Origin of the sequence: Nitrosomonas halophila, from assembly GCF_900107165.1 — a bacterium.
In the GTDB taxonomy this organism is placed as follows: domain Bacteria; phylum Pseudomonadota; class Gammaproteobacteria; order Burkholderiales; family Nitrosomonadaceae; genus Nitrosomonas; species Nitrosomonas halophila.
On record NZ_FNOY01000058.1, the window covers coordinates 1 to 19169 of the forward strand.

Below are 19169 nucleotides of genomic sequence, written 5' to 3' on the forward strand. Positions count from 1 at the left end.
TACCCAGCCCTTGGCATACCACAGACCGAGCATACCGCACGGCTGTTACGCCTCTCCACCACCTCGATCTCCAGATGGGGAGTTTCTTTGCTGCCGCCCCAGCGAACGCCAGCATAGACAAATGACTTGAATTTCTGCAGACGGTTTAGGATAGTCTGGATCTGCATCCCGCTCTCTCCTGTGAAGTTGTTTGTGTCGCAACTTCAGCTTCTCAGAGATTGGGCGGGGTGCTCCACTATCTCCGGCCACGGTCTTACAAAAGGCGCTTTCGGTTACCCACAAATTCTGCCGAGGAGCCGAAATTTTTATCAAAGGTTGGATGCCCATGAAAACCTTAAATCTTATCGAAGCAGCCCAGTTTCTTAAAATGCATCCCGAAGAAGTTCGACGACGCGCTAAATCAGGAATCATTCCAGGTGCCAAATTAGGAAAACGTTGGGCATTCATTGAAGATGACCTTGCTGAACATATCCGCTCGTTATATGCTTGTACCCGGCAAGCGTTGCAAGTGGGACATAAGGAGATAAATTTATGTCACTCTTTAAACGCGGTAAAACGTGGTGGATTCGATTCACCACACCAGGCGGTGAGCGCATTAGATGCTCTGCTGCAACAGAAGACAAAACCCAGGCGCAGGAATTCCATGACAAGCTGAAAGCTGAAGCGTGGAAAACTGCAAAGGTTGGCAAAAAACCTACATACACTTGGGACGAAGCTGCTTATAAATGGCTGATGGAAACTCAATACAAAGCCACACATAAGCAAAATTTGCAACAAATAGCATGGATTCAACAGTTCTTCAGGGGACGGTTGCTTACTGAGATAACGCGAGAAGTTATAGCAAAAGTTGGTGAGGTAAAGTGCAAAGAAACATCACCTTCTACAGCGAATCGTTATCTGGCAACAATCCGTGCTATTTTTCGCAAAGCGGCCCAGGATTGGGAGTGGATAGAAAAAGCACCTTATATACGACTTTATAAAGAGCCGAAACGCAGGATTCGCTGGATCTCTCCACAGCAAGCTGGAATTCTATTAAATGAACTGCCGGAACATCTGGTAGATTTAGTCAAATTCTCGCTGTCAACTGGCTTACGTAAAAGAAATGTTACTGAATTGGAATGGTCACAAGTCGATTTACTAAGAAATGTTGCATGGATACATGCAGACCAAGGGAAGAAAAAGTATTCACGTTTCATTAAATGCAACTGCTATAGAGGCGTTGAAGAAGCAGATTGGCAAACATCCAACAAGAGTCTTCACCTATCGAGGAAAGCCAATTATCCAAACGAATACGAGAGCCTGGCGAAAAGCGTTGACACATGCAGGTATTGAGGATTTCCGCTGGCATGATTTGCGACATACCTGGGCGAGTTGGTTAACTCAAGGAGGCGTGCCTTTAAACGTGATTCAGGAGATGGGAGCCTGGGAATCAACAGAGATGGTGAAGCGCTATGCACATCTCGCTCCAGAGCAATTCAGGAAACACGCAGAAGTAGTAAATGGATTACTGCGTACTGACACAAATTTGACACAATCGGAAAATCAGTAGATTAGAAAACTCACTTAACCTATTGATTTAATGGTGCCGACACCAAGAATCGAACTCGGGACCTTCTGATTACAAATCAGCTGCTCTACCATCTGAGCTATGCCGGCATAAAATGGAAAATCCTAAAATGCTATTCTAAACAACTTTGGCTGCAAGAAATACAGAAAACAACGCTATTTTATAACTTTAAGGAAGGGTTTATCTTGTTTTTCATTAGCAGATTTAGCAGAACCAGCAGGGTCATCTGAGGAAGCCGTCTGATCAGTGACTGCCTGATCTTCGTGAGTCACGTCACGTTTTTGTTCCGAATGGATTTCCGGCGTAAACGTCAGACCCTGCCCAAGTTCTTTGGCAAATATTGCCTTGACTGCTCCGATTTCTATTTCAATCTTTCTGGGTACGCCATTGAAGCGTGTGGCAAATTTGATAATTTCGTTGTCTATCAATAAATCGCTCACCGCCGCCGGGCTGACATTGAGTATGATCTCCCCGTCTCTGCTTAATTCCAAGGGAATGTTTAGACACCCATCAGTGACCGCAGATACATAGGGCGTCAGATCGTTATCGACACACCATGCATAAACTGCCCTGACTAAGTAAGGTTTGATGGCAGGCGCATTCATTTCCGCATCAATTTCTCAGAGGGTGTTAATGCATCGATAAACAAGGGCCTGCTAAACAAGCGCTCGGCATATTTAAGCAATGTCGCGGCTTGTTTAGGCAGTTTAACCCCATAATGATCCAGTCTCCATAGCAGCGGAGCAATTGCCACGTCCAGCATGGAGTACTCCTCGCCCAACATATATCGCTGCTTGTCGAAAATCGAAGCAATCATCGTCAATCCAGTGGCAATGTCCGCACGAGCCCGATCAGCGCTTTTCTGATCATTCCGTTCGAGCGTCTCTATATGGCAAAACAGCTCTTTCTCGAAGCGATGCAACAGCAATCTGGCGCGGGCACGCATGACTGGCTCCGCTGGCATAAGTTGCGGATGTGGGAAACGGTCATCAATATACTCATTGATTATGTTTGCCTCGTATAGCACGAGATCCCGTTCAACCAGAATGGGGACTTTTCCATAAGGGCTGATTACGGCAAGATCTTCAGGAATATTGTTAGGATCAACATCTATTACCTGAAAATCCATATCTTTTTCGTGTAATACGATCCGACAACGATGACTGAATGGACAGGTCGCTGTTGAATACAACGTCATCATAGCTTTGTAAATATAGAGATTAAATAATCGTTCAGTACATTAACCCATGTGGAAATCAGTGGATATCCCTCCAGTATTCTTTATAAAGCAAATAGGTCAAGCCTAACATGCCGATAAGAAACAGGATCACCATGGTGCCAAGTTCCTTGCGGTGGGCTGCATGGGGCTCACCGAGATAAACCATATAATTAACCAGATCGGCAACGAAGCTGTCATATTCCGCCTTTGTCATCAGGCCTGGCACAGCAATTTCCAGATTGCTCATTGCCGAACCCGTACTTCCTGATTTCTGCTCGGCTTTCAGCACTTGCTGTCCTTGCAGCTGATGCAGAACATGTGGCATGGCCACTTTATCAAAGGTTAAATTATTCCAACCACTATAAGTGGTGCTATCCCGATAAAAAGTTCTCAGATAGGTGTATAACCAGTCAGCCCCTCTGGCCCGAGCTATGACGGATAAATCAGGCGGCACGACCCCGAACCACTCCTCTGCCTCTTTTTTCTTCATGGCGCTTTCCATCAGCCCGCCGGTCTTTTGTCCGGTATGGATCAATTGACTGCGAATATCATCCTCGTTCATTCCAATATCGCGATGACGATTGTAGCGCATGAAACTCGCGCCATGACAGGTGAGACAATATTCGACAAAACTCTTGGCGCCACGCTGCAACGAAGCATGGTCGCTGGTATCAATGGGAGCCTTGTCCAATACCAGATCCGAGCCGCCGGAATGCGCGGCAAATGGGACTAACAGTGCAATAAATAATAAAATTTTCATCGTTCTCATTTCGTCACATTCTTTGGTTCTGGTTTAGTTTTATCTATTTTGCTATACCACGGCATGAGGAGGAAAAATGCAAAATAAATGACGGTAAAAATTTGTGCCAGCAATGTATACAAAGGAGTCGGCGCTTGGGTACCCAGCCACCCCAGAACAAAAAAGCTGATCACGAACAGTGTCAAAGCCGTTTTGAAATAAGGCCCTTTGTAGCGGATTGATTTCACGGGGCTTCGATCCAGCCATGGCAGGAAACAGAAAATAACAACCGCAGCCGCCATCAAGATCACACCCCACAATTTAGCGTCAATCCAAAGGAAATTCACGGTGACTGCGCGCAGCATGGAGTAATAAGGCGTGAAATACCAGACCGGCGCGATGTGATCAGGCGTTTGCAGCGTATTGGCTGGAATAAAATTATTATCCTCCAGGAAATAGCCACCCATTTCCGGAGCGAAGAAAATTATTCCACAGAAGACAATTAAAAACCCGATCACACCAAAAATATCCTTGACTGTATAGTAGGGGTGAAACGGAATACCATCGACAGGGATACCGGTTTTGGGATCTTTGTTGGCCTTGATTTCTATACCGTCCGGATTGTTGGAGCCCACTTCGTGCAGCGCAATGATATGCACGAAAACCAGCACAACGATCAATACAGGCAGGGTCACCACATGGTATGCGAAGAATCGGTTGAGCGCCGCATCCGACAACATAAAGTCGCCCAGGATCCAGTTCGACAGCGTATCACCGATAAATGGAATCGCACCGAACATGCTCACGATCACCTGCGCGCCCCAATAGGACATCTGGCCCCAAGGCAGGATATAACCGGTAAAGGCCAAGCTCATGAGCACGAAGAAAATAGCCATACCGATCAACCAGAGCAGCTCGCGTGGTTTACGATAGGAACCATACATCATGCCACGGAACATATGCAGATAAACCACCACGAAGAACATGGAGGCACCGGTTGAATGCATGTATCTGATCAACCATCCAAAATCCACATCGCGCATGATGTATTCAACTGACGCAAAAGCCATGCCCGCATCTGGCTTATAGTTCATGGTCAAGAAAATACCCGTCAACAATTGGTTGACGAGCACTAACAACGCCAATGATCCGAAGTAGTACCAGAAGTTGAAGTTTTTAGGCGCGTAATATTCCGATAAATGCGCTTTCCAAGTCGCCGTCAAGGGAAAACGCTCATCGATCCATTCCAATAATGATTTTTTCTGTTTGCTCATTTTATGCGGACTCTTTGCTTTCAGAACCGATCAAAAGCCGGCTATCACTTAAATAAGTATGAGGAGGCACCACCAGATTGGTAGGTGCTGGCACGGCCTTGTAGACACGTCCGGCAAGATCGAATTTCGATCCATGACAAGGACAGAAGAAACCGCCCAGCCAATCAGCGCCCAAATCAGCGGGTGCTATATCTTTTCTGTATACTGGAGAACAACCAAGATGTGTACAGACCCCTTCGACCACCAGCACTTCGGGCTTGATCGAGCGTACAGGATTTTGTGCATAGTCTGGCTGTTGTTCCCGTTTGGAATCAGGATCAGCCAACTGGGCGTTCAATTTTTCCAGATTCTGCAGCATTTCAGGAGTACGCTTGAGCACCCATACCACCCGGCCGCGCCATTCAACGGTTAACAACATGCCCGGTTCCAGCTTGCCGATATCAACTTCAACTGGCGCTCCGGCAGCTTTCGCGCGCTCACTCGGCATCATGCTGCGTACGAATGGAGTTGCGATACCCACGCCAGCCACTGCCCCGGCAACCGAAGTGGTCACCAGCAAAAAGCGACGCCGTCCGCTCATTTTTCTATTATCACTGCTGTCTGTCATTTTCTAACAATTCCATATCATTAAATATCCCACCAACCAGCAACAAAATTTTGCAAGCCAAAAATTTAATACCTAAAAACAGGCCACCAGCTTATAAATGGCCCTTCTTGAAAAAGGGGCTATTCTATCATAAGCCTACGTTACGAGGTAACATTGATCATTCATCGATTATGCAAATATCTGCATGCAACCCTCGCAAAAGCATTGCTCATCTCTTCGGCTTTAATTTAGCCGGCCATGGCATTGCTTGTATTTCTTGCCCGAACCGCATGGACAAGGATCATTTCTGCCGACCTTGTCGCTCTTGCGCACGAACGGCTGGGGCTTGCTTTCGGCTTTCTCTTGTGATGCCTGCTGTTCACTGACCGTTTCATCCGCATAAGCAGCATGCTCATACTGTAGATTCTGCGGAGATGGCGCTTCGGCCGCCGATTCGATTTGTTCTTCGCTTCGGATCTGGACTGTCATCAGGATCCTGGTCACTTCAACCTTGATTGCCTCCAGCATGCTGGTAAACAACTCAAAGGCCTCGCGCTTGTACTCCTGTTTTGGATTTTTATGCGCATAACCCCGCAAGTGAATGCCTTGCCTCAAATGATCCAGTGCCGCCAGATGCTCGCGCCAATGGGTATCGAGGTTATGCAACATGACCATTCGCTCGTATTGATGCATCAGCTGGGCGCCAACCTGCTCGACTTTATCCAGGTAATAGGTATTCACTGCCGTGATGATGCGTTCACGCAGGTTTTCTTCATGCAGCTCGGGGTCTTTCTCCAGCCACTCATGAATGGGCAATTGCATATGAAATTCACTGGCCAGCGCCTTTTCCAATCCGTCAATATCCCACTGCTCCTCTATGCTTTGCGGCGGCATATATAGACTGATCAATTGATCGATGACACTTTCCCGGATGGCGCCAATGGTTTCAGAAATGTCATGTTCGGCTTCCAACAACTCATTACGCTGTTGATAGATGACTTTACGCTGATCATTCGCCACATCGTCAAACTCCAGCAACTGCTTACGAATATCGAAGTTTCTGGCCTCGACCTTTCTTTGCGCATTTTCTATGGCTCGCGTCACCCATGGATGCTCAATCGCTTCCCCCTCGGGCATATTCAAGCGCGTCATGATACTGGCCACACGATCCGAGGAAAAAATGCGCAAGAGCGAGTCTTCCAGAGACAGATAAAACCGGCTGGATCCTGGATCCCCCTGCCGTCCGGAACGTCCGCGCAATTGGTTATCGATCCGGCGCGATTCGTGCCGTTCCGTCCCGATAATGTGCAGCCCCCCTAATTTGATTACCTCATCATGCCGCACCTGCCAAGTACTCTGGATGTCTGCAATCCTTTTAGCCTTGGTCGCTTCATCGAGCGAATCATCCGCGCGGATACGATTGATTTCCGGTTCAGGATTGCCGCCCAGCACAATATCGGTTCCCCGCCCTGCCATGTTGGTGGCAATGGTAATCATCTTAGGTTGTCCGGCCTGGGCGATGATATCGGCCTCACGCGCATGCTGCTTGGCATTGAGTATTTGATGAGGCAGGTTTTCTTTTTTTAATAGTGCTGAAAGATATTCGTTATTCTCGATGGAAGTAGTGCCAACCAGAACGGGTTGTCCGCGTTCATAGCAGTCTTTGATGTCCGCCAATATCGCCTGATATTTTTCTGGTGCTGTCCGGAAAACCTGGTCCATACGATCTTCACGCACCATTGGCCGGTGTGTTGGGATCACTACGGTTTCCAGACCATAGATTTGCTGAAACTCGAAGGCTTCCGTGTCGGCCGTCCCGGTCATGCCCCCGAGTTTTTCGTACATGCGAAAATAATTCTGGAAAGTAATCGAAGCCAGGGTCTGATTTTCTTTCTGGATCGGGACATTTTCCTTGGCCTCGACTGCCTGATGCAAACCCTCCGACCAGCGCCGCCCCGGCATCAACCGTCCTGTAAACTCGTCCACGATGATCACTTCGCCATTTTGCACAACATAGTGCTGATCACGGTTGTACAAAGCGTTTGCGCGCAATGCGGCATTGAGATGATGAATCAGATTGATATTGACCGGATCGTACAAACTGGTTCCCGGCGCTAGCAGGCCCGCCTCACCCAGCAATTTCTCAGCATGCTCGAACCCCGATTCGCTTATCAGAACTTGTTGTGACTTTTCATCCACACTGAAGTCCCCAGGACTTTTCTCATCTTCCTGCCGCACCAGCTTGGGGATCAACTTGTTGACTTGCACATAGATTTCGGTATCGCCTTCGGCCATTCCGGAAATAATCAGCGGTGTCCGCGCCTCATCGATCAGAATCGAATCCACCTCATCCACAATCGCAAAATTCAGCGGGCGCTGCACCCGTTCGCCTGCATGCCCGACCATATTGTCGCGCAGATAATCGAAACCGTATTCGTTATTTGTACCGTAGGTAATATCTGCTGCATAGGCCGCATGCTTGGTATCATGCGGCATTTGTGAGGCAACCACGCCGACGGTCAAGCCAAGAAAGCGGTAGATCTGCCCCATCCATTCCGCGTCACGTTTAGCCAGATAATCATTGACCGTTACAATATGCACACCCTTGCCTGACAGCGCATTCAAATAGGTTGGCAGAGTCGCCATCAGTGTTTTGCCCTCACCGGTGCGCATTTCGGCGATCTTTCCTTCATGCAGCACCATCCCCCCTATCAGCTGGACGTCAAAGTGACGCATGCCCAATACACGCTTACCGGCCTCACGCACCACGGCAAATGCTTCGGGCAATAACTGATCCAGCTCTTCTCCATTGGCAACACGCTGCTTGAATTCACCGGTCTTGCCGCTCAATTCCGCATCGCTTAACGGAGCGATAACAGACTCCAATTCATTGATGGTACGAACAGTTTGGAAATATTGTTTGATTAGCCGATCATTGCGGCTGCCAAAAATTTTTTTCAGTAAGTTATTCAACATGGGAAATTAATAATTCGGTTCCATTCAATGGTAAAGAGCAGGGATGCCTGTAGATCCGGCAGCCAAATCTATCGGGTTTCATGATCAAGTCAAGGGATTATTGACAGTCGACAATGCCACTCGATTTTTAAAGAGGCGGACAACAGATGGCAAGCTAACCAGGCATTTGAAGGAAGCGTGAAGGATTAAGCGGCACACCATTGTGTCTGATCTCGAAATGCAGATGAGGACCCGTGGATCGGCCTGTACTCCCAATTTCGGCAATTTTTTGTCCCTTAAGCACGAGCTGGCCGACACTCACGTCACGCTTGGAAGCATGCGCATAGCGGCTCACCAAGCCGTTGCCATGATCAATCTCGACCATGTTACCATAATCAGAATGATAATCAGAATAGACGACTACGCCACCGGCAGCAGCCTTGATCGGGGTACCAGGCTTGGCTGGAAAATCGACCCCTTCATGGAAGGTTTTTTTTCCACTAAAAGGATCGACACGCGTACCAAATGCAGATGACGTCCAATGGGCATCCAGTGGCATCGCGGTTGGCAGCATTTCCTGTTCGATTCGCTCATTGAGCAGCATGCTGTCCAATATTGTCAGCTTGTCTGAATGATCATCCAGCAATTTGGCCAGCCCAAAAAACTGCTGGCTGAGTTCCTCAAATGAGACATCCTCTTGCCCGGATTCCAGCGACAGACCGCCCTGTCCTGGTACATGATCAAAGGAGAGCTCATGAGAATCGATGCCATACAAATCCACCAGCCGCTTACCTAAAGCATTCAAACGCAACAGCTGCACTTGCATGTGCCCCAGCTTGGTCGCCATATAATCCAGATTCTTATTTACGTAACTTTGTACACGCTGATTTTTCTCGAACTCTGGATGCTGCAGAACGGTACGAAGCAGAGGATGATCGACTCTATCCGCCAAATTACCGACAAAACGATTGAGCCCAATCGCCAAAAGTACTACCATCATCAGGATTAAAACAGCGCCCAATATAAAATGTATGCGCGTCAGGGTCAAAGTTTTTGCCTGCCCCAACCGATCAGAAATAAGAATAATATTCATCTGTCTCTCTTTGGATTAATAGGCCATGTCTGCTCATAACTTAAGCAATTATCTCGCTCTTCTCAGCAAGACTCCTGATTATGAACATATATTCATCAAGGCAAAGCAACTAATTGAGATACAAAAAGCCTTATTGAAGGCCATCCCCGCCCAGTTACAAGAGCACTGTGCCGTGGGACGATACGCGGATGGATTGCTGCTGGTTTATGTGAATAGCGGCGCGGTTGCAGCCAGACTTCGAAACGCCCTGCCATCTATTCACCAACAATTGAATAAAGATGGATTTGAGATTCATCATATCAAAATTTCCCTACAGCCGAACATTCATCCCAGGAGCACAGGAAATCCATCAAGAAAGCCACGCCTCAGTCAAGCAGCGGCCGATCATCTCAATCAATTCACAGCAAATTTACCGCACCAATCCCCTCTCAAATCTTCTCTGGAATTGTTGCTGGCGCCGGGTAGCAAAATTACATAACCCATCCTATTACCCTATTGGCTGCGCTGCGGTTTCAATTCTTTTCCATATTTCTGATAAAGATATTGGCCTCCTCGATGGATTTTTCCATCGAGGCGATCAAGGATGAAACATCCGACTGCAACACGCTCAACTCATTTTTCAGGGAAGTGATCGCCTGCGCATTGAGATTATGCTTGAGATACATGACTTGATCATTAAAAACGGTCAGAACTGGCTGTATCCTGGCTTCTGCGTTTTTCATAGCGATAATGAGTTGCTTGTAATGCGCTCTGGTCGCATCGAGCTTGCTCTGACTGCTTTGTTTGAGTGTCAAGCTTGAATACTGACTGATCTCCTGTTCCCATTCCTTGAACAACGCTGCAGAGACATCCTCTATGTCCGCAATTCGGGTTCCGACCTCCCTGGCCTTGCTTGCACTGGCTTCATATTCACGATTCAGTTTCTTGTAAAGGCTTTCGAGATCGCCCCCTTGATAGTTCGTGACCGCCGTGAATTGCTCAAGAGCAGATTTAAACTGTTCCTTGGTCGCTTCCTGCGTATCGCGCGCTTTCTCTACCCGATAAACCAATACATCGCGCTTGGGTATGCCGATTTTCTCAAGCCCGCTGTAATACATGCTAGAACAGGCCGCCAGTAAAATCACCAAAAAAAGTATACCAATGTGTTTTAAATTATTCATAGTTGTCATCACTTGATTAATACCCTATTGAAGAATCCGCTTGATGCTGGCCATACTTACCTCACCACCCCACGTCGCAGCAGTTGCCATAAAACTTTATATCCCCACAGAACTGGATGACGTCTCAACATGGGTGTAATTTCCACCCTAACACCCGTATGGCGCTCTATTTTCCATGCAGCATAATCCAGGCAATCCCGGAATGTGAGGGTCGCCTTACTCAAGCGCAGAATCGACAGGAGTCTTCCTTGCCAGCGTCTGAGGCGCCAATGAATACGAGCACGCCTTCTCTGATAAGTCGTCGTTTGGATCCGGTAGCACCCATCGGCCTGCTGCATGATTAAGGACTGATCCAAGGCAGGCAAGGCAGCCGTTGTCAGGCGTTGATAGACTGGCAGGTTGAGCGTGACCAGATGATGTGCCCGCGCCCCGCTCTCTGCGCGCAACTCTGCAGCATAAGTCAGCACCAATCCGGAAGCCCAGATTTTTTCGACATCGGCATATCCTGGCTCAATCCCCGCTATTGTCGATTCGAGAAACTTAAGCACAGCCCTGGCTTCGGCCATATGAACACGCTGGCGTATCTGCTTGTTGCGCACATCGAGTAACCTTGTCGGCTGGGCAAACCGCGCCCAAATATAAGGATGAAACCAAGACTGTGCACCCCGTTCAAAATCCGCCGTTGAAATGACAGCATATTTGGCGCGGAGTGTTGCGGCCTGATTCTGCGCTTCCAGATAAAACACGTTGGGCGGCAACCACCGATTCAAGTAACGCAGGTAATTTTCCGGATAGGCGTGACGGTAATCATCCACCAACACATAAAAATCGGCAATGCCTTCAGGTGGGCAGGTTGCATGCAGACAGGATCCATACAGGATAATCGCATCCAGCGCCTCGCCAAAATGCTGCCTGAGTGCATCCACCAGAATTGTGAATTCTGGGGGCGTCGACAGCGCACTCTGAGTGGCGATCACCCGTGTCAGTTGTGCTGGGACTTCCTGGGATTTGTGAGTATCTGGCATGACCGTCTCCAAACGCTTACAACACGCGAAACAGGAGCGGACCGTCGGCAGAAATCCGCAAGGGGCCATGCTCACTTGAGGCATGGAATAATTCGCCATCGACGATATATTCATCGTCCAGCCATATTTCCAGACTGTGCGTGTTATAGCTTTCGTAGCCGTCTGCTTTTTTCAAACCATGGCCACGTCCTGCCACGAGCAGCCAGATACGGGTCCAGAAATTCTTGCTGTTTTGCCTGACGAAAGTCGTATGCAGCGGCGCGGGTTCACTGCCCCAGTATGGGCGAATGCCTAGCAGCAAGCGCTCAAGTGCACTCACCAGTGCAAATGTATAGGTTTCCATCTGCATGGCACCCTTCCCATCTGCCCTGGAAATTTGAACCGGTGCCCATTCGGCTTGCGGACGCCCGAGAAAAGTGCCAATCACCGAGCGCAACACGATGATGAGGGTAAAAATATTGCCAGTCATCCCCAGTTGCTTGACCTGGCTTTGCGAGAATCTTACACCGCGCGCAATCAGGCCAAGGCCAAATAGCATGCCATACACGTTTTTCACACCCGCCTGCTCGATCCGGAGCACTGGCCGGCTGACCAATGCCGGCTGGCCGGATTGGCCTAAGCTGTGTTTGACCCGGGTTAACACTTGTTCAGGTTTCCCATGCATGCCCAAATCGAGTGCGATCATGTTGGTGGTGCCACCGGGCACGATTGTCAGCAGTGGCCACTTCTCAACTGACCGCTGGGCAAATAGGCAGTTAATCACGCCTTGCAGCGTTCCATCCCCGCCAATAATGATCAACCATTCGATATCCTCTGCCAGCAGCTGACTGACAGCGCGATCAAACTCAGATAAATCTTTTGCTTCGATTTGCGTGATTCCGGTCATTTCTGCCAGCACACGCCGAATGTCAGGGTCGCGCTTACGGAATTGGCCGCCCAGCGGATTATAAATTAAGCCTGCTCGCATGCTGCCTGGCTGATGGCTAGTTACTGATTGTGGATTTGTCATATTGCTGGGCAAGCGGGATACGCGTAAAAACCTTGACTGCCAATTGCTGTCGGTCTCGAACAGGATCGATAGACTCCATCCATGAGTGCAGCATCCCATGTTGAGAACGTTGATACCAGGCAACACTCAAACGGCACAAGAGGAATGCGGTAGACAAAAGATGCCAGCCTACTACCAGCACAAATCCGGTTTCCGGTTGGCCGATCGCCCAGCCGGCAGTCAACAATATCAAATTTGGATTGCGCCTGGCCGTGATCAATCGGTGAAAGGAATCTAATTTACGCCAAATGAAAATATCAAAAGGTGCCAGCCACAATTGGAAGGCACCCTCGCACAAGCGCCCACCAATATAGCCGATGAACATCAGCCATACCAGCAATTCAAGATTGGGCAGAGGGGTGGCCGTCGCGCCCAGCCCGATTCCCCATGCGAGATACCACAACGGCGGGTGAATGATATCCAAGCCATGATCAAGCACATCGCCGATTTTACTCGAAGTTAAGGTCACGCGCGCAAGCTTGCCGTCGACAGTATCCAGGAAGGTCATGCCCCAACCCATCATCAGACCGATGGCAAAATGCCCATACCAGAATGCCACACCGGCCCACAATGCCAGTAACAGGCTCAGTAATGTCACGTGATTGGGCTTCAGGCCCAGGCGCACGCAAAGCTGTGTCACCCAGAACGCTGGCGTTGGCCACAGCCATTTGGTCACTAAATCAGTGACGCCCTTATAGGAAGCCGCGAATAGTTCGGATTCCAGCGCATTGCGATTGGAACAGTCAATCGGCAATATATACGGTGAATCTTTCTTTTTCAGGTTCTGTTGCACGCCGATTTGCAGGCCTTCCAGCGTGTAGCGCTTAAGGTGGCCAGGCAGGGGAAGGTCATCTTCCAATGCCTCACGCATCGCCTTCACATGCTTGCCAGTCGTCATAATAGCAACAGGTGTATGCGCCGGGCTCAGCAAAACCATATTTTCATGCCATCCCAGCAAAGCTTCGATCACTCTTGCATCGAACAAGTAATCGGCCCGCAGCAATAACACATTTGCGTCATCAGGCCGCTCTGATAAAGAGTCCAGCAAACTGACCGTCTTGAACGCTGTCAGCATGCGCTGCAAACGCATGCGTCCACTCAGACCCCAAAGGCTGACCTCACTGTCGCCGACAATATCGGCAAAAAGCGCTGTTTGCATATTAATTATTTAAATATTCGATCAAAAAGCAGAGATACCACTCTCTTGCATAATGTTTCTGTCAAGAATCAGGAAACCCGACGCAATAACCAGTAGGCTGCGATGACAACCAGAATCAATCCCGGTGTAATGGAAACCATGATGGGGTTCAATTGTAGTAGCAATCCAACATTCGCGATAATCTGATCAAGCAGGTAAATCCCGATTCCCATCAGGGCGGCTACCACCAACTTGCTGCCGAGTCCTTCGCGCACGGAACCAAATATGAAAGGAACCGCAATCAGAATCATCGCTGCAGTCATGATGGCGCCACCGATCTTGCGCCACAGGGCCATGCGATAGGCATCCGCTTGCTGGCCGGTTTCTTCCAAGAATGCTGCATGGCGCACCAATTCAGAAGGCGTGAGGCTTTCCGGGGGTTTGGTCAGCGTCGCAATATCCTCCGGGCCCAGGAAGGATTGCCAACTCATGCGACTGGCATGTCTGGCGGTGATACTGCTCGGAGCAAAAGTTCGGACAATGACACCACGCAATATCCATACCCCCTCTTCCATAATATCTGCATACTGTGCATAAGCATGAGCAGTCAGCAGTCCTTGCTGATTAAAGTGCATAATTTCAATATCTACCGCTTGATTCTCGTGGAGCATTTCCCCGATACGCAAAATGTTTTGCGCATCTCGTGTCCAGATACCCAACCCCCTTCCCAGCTCTGCACTTTGCTCCAAGGCGGCTGCGCGCAACGCTATCGCTTTTTGCTGAAACTGCGGCGCCACGAAATACTCCAGGCCGGCTATCAGAATAATGAGCAACAATCCAACACCTACTGGCGGCAAGCTTATCGCAAATGGTGAAAGGCCGGCGACGCGCATTGCCACCAACTCGAGATTGACCGCCAGAGCACCCAGCGCGCCGACTGTTCCCAGCAACGCAATAAATGGCGCAATCTGTATGAATCTGCGAGGAAGCAGCATTACCGTATACAGGAAGGCATCCCTGATCGCATAACTCCCCTTGCCTACATCGTCGAGCTGATCCAAAAGATCAAAGAAACTGAATAGTGGCAACAATATGGCGCTGGCAACAACCATGCCCATGAAAACTTGCCAGGCAATATAGCGATGACAAACTTTCACCGGTGTTTTACTGAGAACTGAAGTTTAAAATTCGAAAGGCGCACGATAACGATTACCAAAAGCAGCCCATAGAGCCACCAGACTCCTGGCATGGCAGCCACAACACCTTGCTCCAGCCAAGTCTTGGCCAGTCCACTCAGGTTATAATAAACAGCAAACAACAACGCAGCGGCGATAAAGGTCCGATCACTCTTATCCTTGCGGGGCACAGAGCGCGTAAAGGAAACAGCGATCAGCGCCAGCAAAACGGTCGCAACCGGCCGCGACAGCCGCCACTGCAATTCAGCGATTTCGCGCGGCAGCTCGGAATCCCAGAGAGCCCGGGTAGAAGCTGCTTTGCGCCGATAGTTCAAGACCTGGTCACTTTCATCGAAGTAAGTCATTTTTTCGAACTGAACCATGCTGTCCTTGATAGCCGCATACTCGAGACGGTAGATTTGCCCTTCAAGTAATTCGATACGGGGACGTTGCTCCAAGGTCAGCGGACGCTGATAACCTTCTCTGGCAACAATAATTTCTCTGCTCTCCGCGGTCCTGATATAGTGAAAGATGCCTTCCATGCGTTTTTCTGCGTCGTCTTTATCACGCACCAACACGATTCGGCCGCTTTTCTCGCTCCCATAAAAACGTCCAGGCTGGAAGCGGTTAACATTTAGCTCTGCCTCGGCCTGTGCATCCATGACATAGCTCTCGGCATAGGCCCACGGGCGGGCGTATATCGAAAGCATGCCGCTCAATATGGCAACGGGCAGCGCAATCAGGAATACTGTATAGGCAATCCGGTTATCGCTATACCCCACTGATCGCAGCACATTGATTTCCTGGTCCCGATTCATTCTACTCAGACCATGAATCACCGCCACATAAAAAGCAATGGGAACCAGTACCTCAAGCGCAATAATGGTTTTGAGACCCACCAGTTTGAACATTGCTGCTGTGCCCAGGGTCTCACTCACTGCTCCGGTTAAAAAGCGTGCGACGCTGAAGCTTACAAAGAGTCCGATAAGAATAACGGTTACCACCAGAAACGGAAGCAATAACTCGCGCGTGATGTATCTTTCAATGATCCCCATAAGCAGAAAAGTGCTCTCTATGGCAGCGCGCGAGGTGATGAAACGGGTTGGGTTAGCAGTGATTCCACAAGGACCAAGTCATTTGCCTTATCCACATCGATACCTGCCTCGGGGAAAGGCAAAATGACTGGCTGTATCCGGACATTTGTTTTATTGGAAATACTCTCCAGAGCCCGACTGAGCGTCAAATTCCCAATCAAATAGGCCCACACCGCTTGCCAGCCCAGTATTTGCCCAACCAGCCGCCAGGGGCGTTTACGAAAGGCTTCTGCCTGTTGCCAAAAGGCGACCAGGTTGCGGCCACGCGGATTGAAGGTAAATAAATTGCACCCGCAGAAATTTCCATCACGCAGGCGGATCACGGTTCGCTTGTTGTCAGGAAACTTGCTTTGTATGGTTTCGTGCCGTATCACGCCGACTGTCGCATCACACGCCAATCCACTGGAGGCCTGCAAGAAATGCTCGACGATTTCAGGTGTGAGCAGCGCATGATCAGCCGTCGTCAAAAGAATGCGTGTATTCGGATTTATTTGCGCCATGCCCTGGGCGGCGCTGAGACTGGGTGAATTCTGGCTTTCGATCCAACACACTCGCCCATGCGTGATCCACTCGGCCAGTTCGCGGCATTCGGGCAATAATGCAGCGGGTGGACCGCATAACAGAGTGGATTGTATGTGCGCGCTTCCCGCCAGAGCATCGAGCACACGCAAGATCATCGGTCTGCCGCCAATAGGAGCAAAAGCCTTGCAGGCCGTGCCCGCATGCTGGGCTACCGGATCGACTCCAGCCCGGTCTGCTGCCAGAACGACAGCGACATACTGTTCCTTATTGCTCATCACGGTTCACAAACATTGGATTTTTTGTATCAAGATTGCCAATCTCCCGGTTTATGCTAATGTTTTCTCATAAATACGATAGCGTTTGTATTCCCTGCTGCCGATCTTTTCTAAGATAGCGCGCATAGGTTGATTATCCTCGAGTATCCAAGACAGCTCGACACCCCGAATACCGCGTGCCAAACCCACCTGTCTGGGAGCATCAATAACCGAGAAAGCCAGCATCATGCCGAGTGGGGTATTATGAAACCGCTTGCGCACGCCCATCAATGGCACACGCGCGGTCGAAATCGAATGGGATTTTAATTGTTTGATAAGTTGCAGCCAGCCAAAAGGAAACAATTTGCCATTCAGACCGGACAGTATTTCATTCAAATTGGGTAATACCGCCATGAATGCTGCGGGTACGCCGTCCACTTCTGCAATCTGGACAAATTCATCTGGAACCAGCCAGCGCAACGCGTCACCCAGTTCAGCAAATTCATCCCTGGTAAATGGCACGAATCCCCAGTTCTCAGACCAGGCATCATTAAAAATATCGCGCAAGAGTTCGATCTCATCGCCAAACCTATCCCGATGCAGGGTTCTGACCTGAATTCGGTCGTGGTATTTTTGTGCCATGATGCGCATGAGACGAGGTGTTTCGAAATCAGCCTCAATCCAGTAGGCCAACAAATCTTTGCCTGGCCGATAACCGTATTGTTCCAACAAGCGCATATACCACCTGGGAGAATGAGGCATCATGAAAACCGGTGGCGTCTCGAAGCCTTCCACCAATATGCCACACTCCTGGTTGATAGAAAAATTGAAAGGCCCACTCACACGTTTTGTCCCTCGCACGGATAACCAGTTCTCGGCGGTCCGCATCAACGCAACAAAGACCCGTTCATCGTCGACACATTCCAGCAAGCCAAAGTGTCCAGTATCCGGACCGTGGTACTGGCGATGCAAGCTATCGACTTGGGCACTGATCCGGCCGACAGGCCGGTTGTTCTGGTAGGCAACCCAGGCTTGCCATTGCGCATGCTTGAAATAGGGATTGAACCTGGAAAAATGCAATCGCCTCTCTAAACGCAGGGGGGGCACCCAGTGAGGATCTGCCGCATATACGAGCCAAGGTATCTCGATAAAGGTACCGATATCACGGAAAGACGAGACCGGACGAATGCAAATCGAATCCCCAGTTTGCTGAATTGGTCGAAATCTCATGCTTAGAGAAAGCAGTTATGACTGCGCAGGTCCAAAAATATAGCGCAGGATATGATCTCAGAGCCCAATCCTTTCCTCAACTAGAACCGCCCGGCAATCCACACTTGCTGTTTGGCAGACAGACGGTTTATTTTTTGAATTGCTGGGTATACGATAAAAGATCAGACACCAGCTGTTGAAATATCAACTGCTGTTGCTGCCGTTGCTGTTGCAGCAACAGTTGCTGCGCCTCCTCCGTCATCGTGCCCTCGGGAGACTCCTGATGAATATCAGCTTCTTCGAGCCTACCCGTACGGGAAAACTCATAAAATTTATTCCACACGATATTGTAGTCACGCAATTGATCTTGCGGGATGAAACCGCGCAGGTTATCAAAGGCATCGCGCATGATGGGCAAGCGAGGCTGCATAAAGGCGACGAAATTATCTGGCCAGCGTGTAGCAATCGGATACAAACCTATCAATTCTTCCAGAAAAACCGAATCATAGTATTCAACAGCATCCCCCCGGCGTCTGCGATTAATGATTTCGACCACCACAGCGACCACTATGACAAAACCGAGTAATGTCAGGGGCCAATCCGGCACCTCCTGAAAATAAAGTGTTACCTGCTCAATAATATTTTCCAAAATCTTCGTCCTTCCAGCAAAGCAGCAAAGTAAACAACGTGCAAATTGACCATTTGCACGTCCGCTAATCAAGCAGTTCGATATTGCCACAGGTCAGTATCCGTAGCAATGCCTTCCCGCTCTTCCCGCTCTTGATTGCAATCAAGTCCAACTCAATAATTCGCGCACATCGATGGCACGCCAACAAACTTTCCGCTGTCCGGAACTTGATAACAAATAAAGTTATGTCATATTCTTGACTAAACAACCACCAGCTAAAGCTGGTGGGTTAGTGACAATGACTAAAGTCAGGATACGGGTCTTAAGACCCGTTTAGCTTTCGGTTCTGAAATTATCATCACCTTTAGGTTCAAAATGATGCTCCAAATAGTTTTGAATCATTTCTTCTGTCAGTTCTCCTGATGTTACACAAAAGTATCCTCGCGCCCAAAAATGGCGCCCCCAGTAGCGTTTTTTTAAGTC

Annotated in this window: 19 protein-coding genes, 1 tRNA gene and 1 pseudogene; 3 read left to right on the plus strand and 18 right to left on the minus strand. The window is 49.2% G+C overall.

Annotation, left to right across the window (positions count from 1 at the left end; all coding sequences use genetic code 11):
- The first annotated feature begins 325 nt into the window (after positions 1 to 325).
- A complete protein-coding gene (locus tag BLV85_RS15705) occupies positions 326 to 655 on the plus strand; it encodes a helix-turn-helix domain-containing protein (RefSeq protein WP_281245751.1) in 330 nt (109 codons plus the stop codon).
- A pseudogene (locus BLV85_RS11445) lies at positions 565 to 1549 on the plus strand (tyrosine-type recombinase/integrase). The gene BLV85_RS15705 and the pseudogene BLV85_RS11445 overlap by 91 nt, the downstream one beginning before the upstream one ends.
- A gap of 31 nt (positions 1550 to 1580) precedes the next feature.
- On the opposite strand, the gene BLV85_RS11450 reads toward BLV85_RS11445, so the two are convergent.
- The 8 genes from BLV85_RS11450 to BLV85_RS11485 all read right to left on the minus strand — a co-directional run bounded on the left by BLV85_RS11450 (position 1581) and on the right by BLV85_RS11485 (position 9433).
- A tRNA-Thr gene (locus BLV85_RS11450) sits at positions 1581 to 1656 on the minus strand.
- Between the two features lie 66 nt (positions 1657 to 1722).
- Positions 1723 to 2172, minus strand: coding sequence for a ClpXP protease specificity-enhancing factor (locus BLV85_RS11455; RefSeq protein WP_090415279.1), 450 nt, complete (start codon positions 2170 to 2172; stop codon positions 1723 to 1725).
- Positions 2169 to 2768 (minus strand): glutathione S-transferase N-terminal domain-containing protein, encoded by a 600-nt coding sequence (locus BLV85_RS11460; protein ID WP_090415282.1) that lies wholly within the window; start codon positions 2766 to 2768, stop codon positions 2169 to 2171. Before BLV85_RS11460 ends, BLV85_RS11455 begins: the two co-directional genes overlap by 4 nt.
- 55 nt (positions 2769 to 2823) lie before the next feature.
- A complete protein-coding gene (locus BLV85_RS11465) occupies positions 2824 to 3555 on the minus strand; it encodes a cytochrome c1 (protein WP_090415284.1) in 732 nt (243 codons plus the stop codon).
- A complete protein-coding gene (locus BLV85_RS11470; protein WP_090415286.1) occupies positions 3552 to 4799 on the minus strand; it encodes a cytochrome b in 1248 nt (415 codons plus the stop codon). Before BLV85_RS11470 ends, BLV85_RS11465 begins: the two co-directional genes overlap by 4 nt.
- 1 nt (position 4800) lies before the next feature.
- Positions 4801 to 5406 (minus strand): ubiquinol-cytochrome c reductase iron-sulfur subunit, encoded by a 606-nt coding sequence (petA, locus tag BLV85_RS11475; RefSeq protein WP_090415288.1) that lies wholly within the window; start codon positions 5404 to 5406, stop codon positions 4801 to 4803.
- A 222-nt stretch (positions 5407 to 5628) separates the two neighbouring features.
- On the minus strand, positions 5629 to 8361 hold the full coding sequence (gene secA, locus BLV85_RS11480) for a preprotein translocase subunit SecA (RefSeq protein WP_090415290.1): 2733 nt from the start codon (positions 8359 to 8361) through the stop codon (positions 5629 to 5631).
- A gap of 154 nt (positions 8362 to 8515) precedes the next feature.
- Positions 8516 to 9433, minus strand: a complete 918-nt coding sequence (locus BLV85_RS11485; protein WP_090415291.1) for a M23 family metallopeptidase — start codon at positions 9431 to 9433, stop codon at positions 8516 to 8518.
- Positions 9434 to 9458: 25 nt separating this feature from the next.
- Here BLV85_RS11485 and BLV85_RS11490 point away from each other — a divergent pair, with 25 nt between their 5' ends.
- A complete protein-coding gene (locus BLV85_RS11490) occupies positions 9459 to 9911 on the plus strand; it encodes a DciA family protein (RefSeq protein WP_090415292.1) in 453 nt (150 codons plus the stop codon).
- Positions 9912 to 9945: 34 nt separating this feature from the next.
- On the opposite strand, the gene BLV85_RS11495 is transcribed toward BLV85_RS11490, so the two are convergent.
- The 10 genes from BLV85_RS11495 to BLV85_RS11535 all read right to left on the minus strand — a co-directional run.
- Positions 9946 to 10593 carry a DUF2959 domain-containing protein gene (locus tag BLV85_RS11495; RefSeq protein ID WP_090415293.1) on the minus strand — a complete coding sequence of 216 codons (648 nt, stop codon included), beginning with the start codon at positions 10591 to 10593 and terminating at the stop codon, positions 9946 to 9948.
- A 56-nt stretch (positions 10594 to 10649) separates the two neighbouring features.
- Complete coding sequence (locus BLV85_RS15710) at positions 10650 to 11618, minus strand: hypothetical protein (protein ID WP_245725196.1); 969 nt, start codon at positions 11616 to 11618, stop codon at positions 10650 to 10652.
- Between the two features lie 16 nt (positions 11619 to 11634).
- Complete coding sequence (locus BLV85_RS15715; protein ID WP_245725197.1) at positions 11635 to 12585, minus strand: diacylglycerol/lipid kinase family protein; 951 nt, start codon at positions 12583 to 12585, stop codon at positions 11635 to 11637.
- 16 nt (positions 12586 to 12601) lie between these two features.
- Complete coding sequence (locus BLV85_RS11505; RefSeq protein WP_090415295.1) at positions 12602 to 13825, minus strand: CDP-alcohol phosphatidyltransferase family protein; 1224 nt, start codon at positions 13823 to 13825, stop codon at positions 12602 to 12604.
- A 68-nt stretch (positions 13826 to 13893) separates the two neighbouring features.
- A complete protein-coding gene (gene lptG, locus BLV85_RS11510; protein WP_090415296.1) occupies positions 13894 to 14961 on the minus strand; it encodes an LPS export ABC transporter permease LptG in 1068 nt (355 codons plus the stop codon).
- Positions 14958 to 16034 carry an LPS export ABC transporter permease LptF gene (gene lptF, locus BLV85_RS11515; RefSeq protein ID WP_090415299.1) on the minus strand — a complete coding sequence of 359 codons (1077 nt, stop codon included), beginning with the start codon at positions 16032 to 16034 and terminating at the stop codon, positions 14958 to 14960. The genes lptG and lptF overlap by 4 nt, the downstream gene beginning before the upstream one ends.
- A gap of 17 nt (positions 16035 to 16051) precedes the next feature.
- On the minus strand, positions 16052 to 16870 hold the full coding sequence (locus BLV85_RS11520; RefSeq protein ID WP_090415302.1) for a nucleotidyltransferase family protein: 819 nt from the start codon (positions 16868 to 16870) through the stop codon (positions 16052 to 16054).
- 51 nt (positions 16871 to 16921) lie between these two features.
- Entirely contained in the window at positions 16922 to 18079 is a 1158-nt protein-coding gene (locus tag BLV85_RS11525) for an N-acetyltransferase (protein WP_090415305.1), read from the minus strand.
- A gap of 127 nt (positions 18080 to 18206) precedes the next feature.
- A complete protein-coding gene (locus BLV85_RS11530; RefSeq protein WP_245725198.1) occupies positions 18207 to 18797 on the minus strand; it encodes a hypothetical protein in 591 nt (196 codons plus the stop codon).
- 222 nt (positions 18798 to 19019) lie between these two features.
- Positions 19020 to 19169, minus strand: a 150-nt coding sequence (locus tag BLV85_RS11535) for a transposase (RefSeq protein WP_176973882.1), incomplete at its 5' end; no start/stop codon positions are given.